Annotated in this window: 3 protein-coding genes; all 3 read right to left on the bottom strand. The window is 41.7% G+C overall.

Annotated elements, in window-relative coordinates:
* Positions 1 to 83 precede the first annotated feature (83 nt).
* Positions 84 to 3,047 (bottom strand): hemagglutinin repeat-containing protein, encoded by a 2,964-nt coding sequence (locus tag BHE89_RS02545; RefSeq protein ID WP_286145831.1) that lies wholly within the window; start codon positions 3,045 to 3,047, stop codon positions 84 to 86.
* A gap of 17 nt (positions 3,048 to 3,064) precedes the next feature.
* On the bottom strand, positions 3,065 to 7,828 hold the full coding sequence (locus BHE89_RS24735) for a two-partner secretion domain-containing protein (RefSeq protein ID WP_286145830.1): 4,764 nt from the start codon (positions 7,826 to 7,828) through the stop codon (positions 3,065 to 3,067).
* A 78-nt stretch (positions 7,829 to 7,906) separates the two neighbouring features.
* Positions 7,907 to 9,544, bottom strand: a complete 1,638-nt coding sequence (locus tag BHE89_RS02510) for a ShlB/FhaC/HecB family hemolysin secretion/activation protein (protein WP_286138755.1) — start codon at positions 9,542 to 9,544, stop codon at positions 7,907 to 7,909.
* Positions 9,545 to 9,674: the final 130 nt, after the last annotated feature.

Genomic DNA, 9,674 nt, shown 5'->3' with positions numbered 1-9,674 from the left:
TTGGCTTTGGGTGATGCCTTTTTCATCCACTTCATGGCGGGAGGATTGTTTACCGACATTAAAGCCAATGCCACCGCTACTCATTAGACCGCTTTTTTTCTTCTCTTCGAGGAGATAATGCGAGTCGGTCTCGTCGCAGCGGTGATATCGACATTGTTACCCGCGGTTAAGCTGACATCGTTTTCTGCGACCACCGAAGAGCCTGTAACTTGAATATCGTTACCCGCTTGAATATTGACTTGCTCACCACTGAGCATACTGCCTTGTTCTCGTGTAACACGATCATTTTGGAGAGTATGAGTCTGGCTAGAATTTAAAAATCCTTTACTCTTTGAATGTTCTTCTAAAAACTCCGTATGGGTTTCTGTCGCGGTATTGAGATTAATATTTTGTGTGGTGCTTAAATCAATAGCCCCTTTTTCACTGTGTAAAGTGCTACCTGTTAAATTGATATCACCCTCACGGGCGGTAATCGCAACACCTTGCTGTCCGCTAAAGGTGCTTCCAACCACGATTTCTTGGGCGGTATCCACAAGACGACTGTAACTTTTACGTCCTCCGCCTGAATGCTGATAGTCACTGTCTTCAATCTGTTGTGTGACGGAGTGGATCTCTACATCTTGAGCACGAACGGTGGTTTTACCTTCGGTGCTATCTACTTGAGCACCTTGTGCTGTCAAGGTGTGCCCCACATTTAGGCTGACGCCTTTATCGCCACTGAGTGTACTTAATTGCAAACGCGCTTCTTCACGGGTATTGCTCACAGAGGTGCTTTTACTATTGGCATCAAGGTGGCTTTTGGTTGTGGTACTGTCAGCAAGGATATTGAGGTTTTCACCTGCATTTACAGTAAGCTGTTCACCTGCTTTGACTTGACTGCCTTGCAGTGTGACATCTTTCCCCGCGGTGAGATTGAGGTTACCGCCGACGTTCAGCTCGCTTCCTTGTGCTCGTTGCCATTCACCGCTAATATGCGCAAGACGATGTTCACCCGGCTCCTCTATAAAACTTTCAGTCCGACTTCCCATTGAACCCGATATCACATCAAATTCACCCGAATGCGCACTTTTTGCTGTAGTGATAGTGAGATTATCACGGGCATTTAGATTAATGTCTTTTAAGGCATCCAGTTTTGTCCCTTGCAGTTGAATATCATGCCCTTTTAAGGTGATATCTGTCCCACTCATTGTGGCTTGACGCAAGGCATCTTGCAGGTTGGTGCTTAAATTAATGCTATCGGCTTGAACTGTGATATTTTGTGCATGAATATCCCCGCCTTGATGTGTGAATTGGTTGGCCTCAATCTCTAGCCCTTTATTCGCCAATAGTTGCCCTGCATTATCAATGCTTTCGGCGGAAAGATGTAAATTATTACCGCTAACGAGTGCGCCACGACTTAATAAATCTAACGTTTTATTGGCTAAATAAACTTTGGGTACCAATACCGTTTGAAGGCCTTGGGCGGTATCGACTGTTTCACTGACTAACCACACAATATCTTGCTGCAATGCCGCAATTTGTTCAGGCGTTAAGGCCACGCCAGGACGTAACTGAAAATTGCTCGCGACTTTCGCACCATTATTCATCAAATGTTGATATTGTGCCATGGCGTCACCTTCATACAGCGAAGGGCGCCCCGTCAATTTTAAGACTTGTTCACGCACAAGACGTTGTTCGTAATAGCCATCCCCTAATCGTTTATGCACTTGCGCTGGATCGTAGCCCACCCGACTCAGTAAATAATCACTGCTAATAAATTTATTACGGCTGGTAAAACGTTCGTCCGTCACAATTAAGAATGGATTATCGGGGGCGATATTTTGTCGGAAGAGAGCATTGTCAGGAAGATCGGTGATCACATTGCCTAAATGTTGTTTTTCAGTCAGCGCGATTTCAGACGGTAAAAGTGGACGCGTTAAAGGCGAGGTCACATCCGTATGGGTTAAGTCTGTTTTATCACTGGTTTTTATTTCGGTAGTGAGGGTTTGCTTATCCACGCCATCAATATTAAATCCCAGCGGATTACGCTCGAATTCTGCGCGCTCTGCTTCAACGGCTTTTAATGCAGCTTCAAGCGTGTTAATTTGCGCGGCATTCACCGTAGTATTAGTGATTGATGCCCCTTTAATTGTGACATTACCATTGCCTGAAATGATGCTATCAATGGTAGCTAATGCTGTAGTCTCATCATGATTAAAGCTTGGGTACCAGTGCTTGGTATCCTTATCGTAGTGATCGACAATATACTCTTGGCGGCGTTCATTAACAGAATAGGCGTTATTCTCTATTTTAGCTTTTCCATCAATGGATTGATTTCCCATCGAGGTGATCACACCGGCATCATTAAGCAATAGCCCTGAAATATTAAGGTTCATATTGCCACCCGAGAGAATACGAGCGCCAATACCTTCAGAAATTAATTTATCTCGTGTTGCTGTGCCTGATACTGTGCGTTCACGGAAATTACTATAATCACGAATAAGTTTTAGATCATAGCTACTTACATGTATATTTGGATCCCATTGTTCAATACGAGGTTCGCCTGAGAATTCTCTCCATACCGTATTATGATACGGTGTAGGAACGCCATTTATCTGTTCAAATCCTGTTGTCTGATAAAAAGTCATATTATAGGTGTCGTCACTATTTGGGATCAGTGATTCGTAATGCACCCACAAGCTTATCGGTGTGTTGTCATTTTCATTATTAACAAGAACCTGAGCTCTTTTACCTGAGGCATCTATTGCTGTTAATGTTCCATATTTATTATTAAGAACAGCATTATCATCATTAAACGTTAACTTTTGGGTTGTAGGCGCAAAAGGTGTGGGATCTGTAATAACTTTTGAATTATAAGAACGCCAGAAATAATGGTAACGATGCCAACGATAATCCTTTTTTTCCGCTTCTCGCTCTATCTCCAGTCCTTCACGTAAATTACGGAGTTGGTCAGCTTTGATTACCATATCACCTTCGGCTTCAATAAAGCTGGCTTTATTTTCAATCTCTGGGCTGGTAAGCGATAACGTATCACCACTGTAAATCAATGCGCTGTTATGATTTATCAGTTATTGCTCGCGGTTAAATCGAGCGATTGCGTCATCGCAATAACGGCATTTTTACTATTGTTGTCGATTAATTGGGCGTGAATAACTGCATTATCGCCCATAATAGCGGCGGTATTATCTAGCGTTGTAAGGTTAAACGTAAAATCATCAGACTCAAGACGTCCGCGGTTTTTCAGTAACCCTGTGTTGAGATTTAGTGCTCGGCTGACTAACGAGCCTGAGTTGATCACATCTTGGCTTTTTATCGTCAGTGAAGCGGGTAATAACCAGTCAGCTAAATTCGTAAATACGCCAGAAATAGAAAGGGAAACGGATTGATTACTACTGAGGATATCACCATCACGTTGGGTATAATCTTGGTTTGCTGTCAGCGCTAATGCATTTTGGCTTTGTAAGGTACCACCTTGATTATCTAACGTCTGAGTATTCAACGTAAGCTTATCACTACTTTGAATAACGCCACGCTGATTCAATAATATTAAGGTTGAGGCAATAGGGACGTCTTTCGCATTTATCGCAATCGCCCCATTAGCTAAAATATGCCCTTTTGGGTTATCTAGTGACGTCAGATTATCTAAGGTCAATGCGCCATAGCTCTGTAAACGGCCTTGGGTATTATCGATATTTTTTGCTGAAATCGTATTTTGCATCGTTCCCCAAATTAAACCGTTATCACGGTTATTAAGGTTAGTCGTGATGAGATTTAATGCCGCTTGGCTATTTAAAACACCGTGATTGTGATTATCTAATTGCGCTGTATTGATAGTCAGTGATTGTGTTGAAACCAGCTGACCTTGCTGATTTTGGAGCGTATCTGCGGTGAGGGTTAACCCTTGACCGCTGTGTATTTTACCGTTCTGATTATTCACACGTTCAAGATGGTAGCCACTGTTTTGTTGGCTAATCAACAGACCTTGGTCATTATCAAGCTGTGTGGCATTGACGGTAAGTGTGCCTTGGCTACTGATATGGCCTTGATGGTTTTGAATTCTAGAGCCATAAATGGATTGGTGTTGATTACTTCTTATTTTACCCTGTGAGTTATCGAGTAAATCCGCTAGCGTCAGCGTTATCCCTTGCTGACCATCAATTGAACCTGATTGGTTGTATAGCGTTTTGGCGGTTAAGGTGAGATTATCACCGCTTTGAATTTTTCCTTGTCGATTATTCAGGGCATTATCCACCGCTAACTGTGTATGCTGTTGACTATATAACAAGCCATGCAGTGAATTGTCGAGATTGAGTACATGTAAATTGAGTCTGTTGCCTGCTAACCATTGACCAGCAATATTGTTAACCGTTTCAATAGCACCGTTAGGCTGTGTACCTTGTGCATCAACTGTATTCTGTGCACTAATTTTACCTTGGGTATTGTTTATACTCTTAGCAATACGTAATTGAGCGCTATCGCTAGATTGAAGCAATCCATTTGTATTATCAAAGGTATTAGCAACTAAAGAGGCCTCTTTTTGGCTCTGTATTTGTCCCGTTTGGTTATTAAAGGCTGATGCTTTTGCAGACCACTCGCCTAAACTGCCCATCCATCCTTTGATGTTGAGAATATCGGTAGCGTGTAAGCGTTGTGACGATTGACTGAACAGACGACCTTGACGATTATCCAGTTGCTCCAATAAATCAATATTGAGTGTATTAAGGGAATTTATCTCACCTTGTGTATTGATAAGATTATTCGCTTTAATCACACTATTTTCATTACTCGTGATTTTGCCATGTTGATTAAGTAAATCACCTTTTAGCACTAACTGTAGCGCCTTTTGGCTAAAGATATTGCCTTGCTGTTGATTGCTCAGTGCCCCGCCTTCTAACGTTAGCGTACCATTACTTCGCAGTAACCCGTTATTATTATTAAATTGGCTATTATCGTGACCTTGCCACTGTAAAAGGTGTTGTGCGGTTATTTTACCTAATGTATTGATGACATCATGAGTCGTCTTGAAGGTAAGTTTATCCCCTGATTGTAACTGCCCTTGGGTATTATCAATGGTATCAGCACTGGCAATAATTTGATGCCCTGCTTGGGTGATCCCTTCTTGATTATTCCAACGTCCTGCGGTGGTTATCTTTAGTGTTTTCCCTGCTTCCAATAAACCGTGAGTATTATTAAGCGATTGGTGAGCAATAAGGTCGAGATTGTCAGTGGCAATCAATTTACCTTGTTGGTTTGTTAACTGATCGGTGGTGACGGCTAACGATTTGGCGCTGATTTCACCTTTTGGGTTATCGAGGTTTTTTGGAGTGGTTAATGTTATCTGTTGACCAGCAAGAAGCTTACCTTGATTATTGCTAATATTTTGAGCATCAATCTTCGCAATTTCGCCACTTTGTATCAGACCATTATCATTGATAAGGTTATTTTTATTTAAAAGCACCAAAGCTTTATTTGTTAATAATGTACCTTGTGTATTATCGAGCAATTGATGCGTTGTGAGCGTTAACCTATCTTGACCAATAATTTTTCCCGCAACATTACTGACCGTATTTGCATTAAGATCAATCTCTTTTGCACTGATATTACCTTTCGATGATATTAATGAAGCTGCTTTCACCTTCATTTGATGACCAGAAAGTAATTGTCCTTCTTGATTATCAATATGGTTGGCAACAAGTTTAAATAGAGATTCGCTTTGCACAATGCCTGCTTGATTATTTAAACCACCTTGTGCAGACAACGTTAATGCTTTACCCGCACCAATAAAACCTTGAGTATTGGTTAATGTCTTTTGGGTAGAAAGCGTTAAAGTATCTTGACCAACTAGCTGTCCTTGCGTGTTATTGAATAAAGACGTCTTAATGTCAATTTGGTTACTGTTTATTTTTCCTGATTGATTATTAAGAGAATTGTCCGTATTTAAAATAAGCTGTTCACCAGAAAGAAGCTGACCTTTTTGATTATTAATCCCTGATTTTGCTGTTATTTTTAATTGCGTTGGGCTTTTAATACTCCCTGACTCATTATTAAGATGTTGAGTATCAAGCTGTAAATTCCCATTATTCCCTAACTCGCCACGCTGATTATTTATCGATTGATGAAATTGCCAATATTGTTGCGAGTTATTTAACGTCACTAAACGCCCATCGGTATTATTTAAGTCTTGGCCATTAAGGGATAATTGATAAGCTTCAACACTGCCTTTCGTATTATCAAATAGGCCTTTTAATGCAAAACGACTTTCACTTTTTCCTGTTTGCGTCCAAATGCCTTTTTGGTTAAAGAGATGATTGCCACTGATATCCCAAGATTGGGCTTTTATTTTGGCTTGTTGAGAAGAAATATCCTCCGTTGCGATAACATCAACTTTATGGGTATCAACTCGTGTATTGTCTAAACGAGCATCACCTTGTGTTGCTTTTATCGCTAACGTTGAAGTAGCAATTTGGCTTTGGCTTAAATCGACCTGTTTTGCCGTAATATTAATCACTTTTTTATTCAGTAAATTACCTTGAGCGCGAATATTATTTTGGCTGTTTAAGGTGAGATTTGCGTCTTGGATGATTTGGCTATTAAGATCACTGCCCGCCAGTAAATTTCCTTGTGTTTGGATCTCTTTTTGGGCAATTAAAGTCACGTCTTTTGTTGCGGCTAATGTGCCTGATTGTTTCAACGCACCGTCTTGACTTTCTACACGTAACTGACCGCCACTATGAAGTTTACCTTGATGAATAAGATCTTCTTTGGCAATCAGGTTAATATCGCCACCTGCTTGTGTCACTGCTTCTTGCGTTTTTGTTGACTGCCAAACGAGTTGCCCTTGGCTTGTCACTGTTAAGGTTTTATTGGCTTGTAGATGACCACCTTGATTGCGTACCCCCACGCCGTCTTCCGTCCCCACCATACGGATTTGACCACTGTACATTCCCCCTATTTGTCCCATATCAATGGCAAATTCAGGTTTAATAGCATTATCTTTTGGGTCAAGTGCTGTGGCTTTGTTTTGTGTATCGATGTGATTACGCCCTGCGACAACTTCAATTTTTTCTTTTGCCCACACGCCTGCATTGATTTTTACCGCTTGGGTGAGCAGATCAACGTATTGTGTATCATGGCGACTATCTCCATTTAACCCACCACCTTCAATATGAATAACACCACTTTCAACGCGATATCCCGCTAAACTACCATCATGATTAAGTTGTGGTTTACCCGTTGTTAACGTCATTCGACCCGCATTAATCGTGCCGCAACCATTACAGATAATGCCTGACGGGTTAGCGATAATCACTTGGGCTTTGCCACCAGCAACTTCAATAAATCCTTTCAATTGGCTTGGGTTATTACTGTTAACTTCATTTAAAATAACGCGAGCTGGCGCTTTGTTCGGATCAAGATTGACGTTACCTTGGATCATGCCTGCGGTCTGTGTTGAAGTCATGACCGCTGAGTTATTTAAAATCGCACCGCGTTGATCAACATCGAACTGTTTATATTGATTATGGGAAATACCTGCGTCATTCGGCGCTACAATATTGACTTGAGGTAGCCCATTTTGAGTATTAATCACTTCTGGGCGTTGATGTTGAGGCGCGTTGTTATCAGCAACAATACTTTCTGCCAATGCACTCTGACTGCCTAATGCTAACCAGAGTAATAAAGCACCGCGCCGAAGGGTAACCCATAGACGAGCCCTTTGAGAGCCTCGTGTTTGCCCCGCCTCACTACTGTGGCTTTTCGTTAATTCTGAGACAACACGTAATTCCCCATGAGTACGACTGAAGATAAGACGATAACAATGCTTATTCATAGATAATACCTTTAAAACTGACCATCCAAGAAAATAAAAGGCGGGTTAAACCATGGGGAATAACCACATCTATCAAGACTAAATTTCGATGTTAAGGCTAAAGCTTGCGGTTGCCCCAGAAGTATGAAATCCTTCTGGTTTATAAAGGGGAATACCCGTAAAAACGTCATAACTGAACCGTGACCATAATGATCCGCGCAATCCTAACGCCGTGCCAGATAATTGGTGACCAACAAGATTTCGGGTGTTTTGTCCTTCAACTCGCCCATAATCAAGGCCTAAATAGAGTTCTTGTCCTTTAGAAAAAACATTCCACGCAATGTCATTACGTAACAGAATGGCTTTTTCACCAGAAAGCATCTGTTCACCATCAAAACCGCGCACGGTATAGCGCCCACCGATGGTCATTCTGTCTTGTGGGGTTAAGGCATGTTGGCTCCATTGACCACGTAGTGTCGTATTCCAGCGCCAAGGCTGTTCACCTAAAGCAAAAGGCTGATTAAAACTGATATCGCCTAATAAAAGCCCTGTTCTTGCGCTACCACTGTGAGTGTCTTCTTCGGGGGCGCGAATGGCTCCAAATGCCCCCGTACCACGGCGCCAATTGATATTGGCATCTAAGGTTCTATTACCAAAGTAACTGCGTTGATTAAAACCAATTTCCCACCCAGCGGTACGGCGGTGTTGTTGGTCAATATCAATCCCATTAACCGCATTAGTAGAATGCTTACGATAGACCCGCATATTGAGTGTGGTTTTATGAAACTGATTACGAAATAGCAATCGGGATACGGTAAATTGGGTATTGTCGCTTTCCCCGCTGTAGCGCAATATCTCATTCGCATTAGGAATGTTTTGATGATAGGTATAATGATTGTAGTTAGCGGCAACGCCCCAATTACCAACAGGAATAAAATAGTTAAAGGTATAAGAGCGATTACCAAAAGGCCCATTATCAAAAAAATCTTTACCCACATTGGCATAAAACAGATCGTTTTGGGCAAAAGGGGCATCAACAGAGAGCGTTGCAGATCCTAAATAACGTCCTGTGCTTTTTGAACCACTGTCATCTAACCCTATACTCAAACGAAAAGGTCGCTTTTCTTGCCAACTGACCACGAGATCACTGGTGGCATCCTCTTTACCGGGGACAATTTGAATATCAGCCGTCACATTGGGGACGCGCTTAAAGTTTTCGAGTCCTTGCTCAATATCACGTAAATTAAGAACATCGCCCTTTGAGGCAGGAATGGCATTCCACAAACGGCCACGCCACGAAACCCCTTCTTCAAAACGAATGGTATTAATACGCCCTGGCTGTAACGTTAGCGTTAAATGGCCTTGAGTGAGATCTTGCTCTTGTGCCATGACGCGAGTTGTCACATACCCTTTAGATAAAAGGGCATTTTGAACTTTATTCATCACGAGTAAAATACCTTGCCGACCTAAGCAACGCCCTTTAGCGTCATCAGCGACGTTTAATGCCCACTGAAAATCATCTGAAGCATTGCCTTCCAGTGAAAATGTGTTCATCACAAAGCAGGGACTTTCATTACTTGGATAGTCGGGTAAATTCACATCAGAACGAGAAAGGCGAGTATCAACCTTAGGCGTATTTTGTGCTTGTAATGCCCGTTCACGTTCTTGCTGACGCTGTTGCTCATTAACATCAATCGCAACGGCTTTTTCTGGTGGTGTAAATTGAGGGGCTGCCATTAACGAAGCAGAGAAAAAACAAAAAGAAAATAAAATCGTCCGTGTAAAGTCGCACTTCATATTCATTATATTAATAATTCCTATGACCCTTAATTGATATATACCGTGTTTAAATAAGCTATTGATTGAT

It is taken from the genome of Shigella sp. FC1967, assembly GCF_001743005.1.
GTDB lineage: Bacteria > Pseudomonadota > Gammaproteobacteria > Enterobacterales > Enterobacteriaceae > Proteus.
This window is presented reverse-complemented; position numbering and strand designations above follow the sequence as displayed.

Excerpts from the sequence above, each read along its gene's own strand:
- BHE89_RS24735 (WP_286145830.1), bottom strand. The coding sequence starts at position 7,828 with ATGAATAAGCATTGTTATCGTCTTATCTTCAGTCGTACTCATGGGGAA.
- BHE89_RS02510 (WP_286138755.1), bottom strand. The coding sequence starts at position 9,544 with ATGGCAGCCCCTCAATTTACACCACCAGAAAAAGCCGTTGCGATTGAT.